At 44.8% G+C, this 1,391-nt stretch carries 3 protein-coding genes; all 3 read right to left on the reverse strand.

From position 1 onward, the window contains the following. Positions 1–100: 100 nt before the first annotated feature. The 3 genes from IQ254_RS34165 to IQ254_RS31085 all read right to left on the reverse strand — a co-directional run bounded on the left by IQ254_RS34165 (position 101) and on the right by IQ254_RS31085 (position 1,234). Positions 101–298 carry an rRNA adenine N-6-methyltransferase family protein gene (locus IQ254_RS34165; RefSeq protein ID WP_193969991.1) on the reverse strand — a complete coding sequence of 66 codons (198 nt, stop codon included), beginning with the start codon at positions 296–298 and terminating at the stop codon, positions 101–103. A gap of 247 nt (positions 299–545) precedes the next feature. Next, entirely contained in the window at positions 546–896 is a 351-nt protein-coding gene (locus IQ254_RS31080; RefSeq protein ID WP_193969992.1) for a DUF5615 family PIN-like protein, read from the reverse strand. A gap of 8 nt (positions 897–904) precedes the next feature. Continuing rightward, positions 905–1,234, reverse strand: a complete 330-nt coding sequence (locus IQ254_RS31085) for a DUF433 domain-containing protein (protein WP_193969993.1) — start codon at positions 1,232–1,234, stop codon at positions 905–907. Positions 1,235–1,391 lie beyond the last annotated feature (157 nt).

Consider the following 1,391-nt stretch of genomic DNA (forward strand, 5'->3'; position numbering starts at 1 on the left):
CCGCTGCCCGGTTGAACCGGCCTACGCCCTCCTTACTTCCTCAGGCTGAACCCGAGCAGGACGCCCCGCTGGTAGATCACCCTGAACCGCTTTGCCTAGCTTAAAACGCTCGCTGAGGGACGGTTACGATTGAACTGCTAGGAAACATTTTTGCAAGACATTCAGTGAGAGCGCCAGATCCGCATCCTAAGTCAATAATTTCTAGATTGTGGCGAATTTCTAAAAACGGTACTATATCCTTCATAGGCATCAAGCGTTCTGATTGAAACTTGTCATACAAGTCTGGCCGCCATTTCATTTATCCTATTTTCTCCAAGCTTTTTGAGTATGATGGCTACTAGATTTTACGTATTTTTTCTCTAAAAACTATTTTTAACTTCACAAAGCTTTATCCATGTTCGATAGACATCAAATCAGCCTCGATTTGTCGGTCTAACGTTGCCCATCACCCGCCGTAGATAACTTTTGCATTACATCGACCCATTTTTGGCGGTCGGTGTGCATGGGCGTTGTTATGTACGCTGTGCTTGAGGTCAACTTTTCCTTTACAGGGGCAAATACAATACTACATCTTTCCATTCTGCTTGTTCGCTACAATCTACCAGCAGTGACAACTCATCGATTGCTTGTCGAATAGGCATTCGATCATTAATCACAAACATCCCTGGCATAGGTTCTTCTCCAACCAAGCGCTCATAAGCAAAATCTGGCATCGTTGCACGATCATGGGTGAGGAGGATACGTCCATGATCCGCAGCCCAGGCTAAGATTGCTGGGTCATCTACTTCTCTCAAACCAACATCTTGAACTCGAATCAAATCAAGATTGGGTTGACGAAGTCTTAAGCCTCGAACAATGTCGCCATTAAAGTTTTCATCACTCAATAACCTCAACATATCCGTTGCTAGAGATTCTGTTGAGATAGCAAACGTGAGCGAATGAGACTCAAATCAGGTTGAGTTGCAGATAAACGCTGCTGTACGGACTCAGCCAGCTTTGCTCTTCGATTCAAATAGGCTTCGATAGCATCCATATGCCGAAGGTAATAGCCAATCGTGTTATAAACATCGGATAAAGATAATGTATCGTAACGATTGACAATGGATTCAGGGGAGGCACCATCCTGGAACGCCCTGATTACAATTTCCAGCAAGACTCTTGAATTGCCAACTCGAACTGCTCCAGTTTCATCCTCGTGAAGAGGAGGAGCCTCACGCTCTAAAACAAGACTCATCGGTTAAATCCTATTCATCGTTTGCATAATGGGTAGTACATTTCATTGCAGGACAGAGGAAAAAACGAGGTCGCCTTGCTCTGCCAGCTTCTGTCTGATTTGGCGATTGTAGTCATGGATGAACAGCCAGATAGCCCCGATGTGGTTCTCTAGTTTT

Source organism: Nodosilinea sp. LEGE 07088, assembly GCF_015207395.1.
Taxonomy (GTDB): Bacteria; Cyanobacteriota; Cyanobacteriia; order Phormidesmidales; family Phormidesmidaceae; genus Nodosilinea.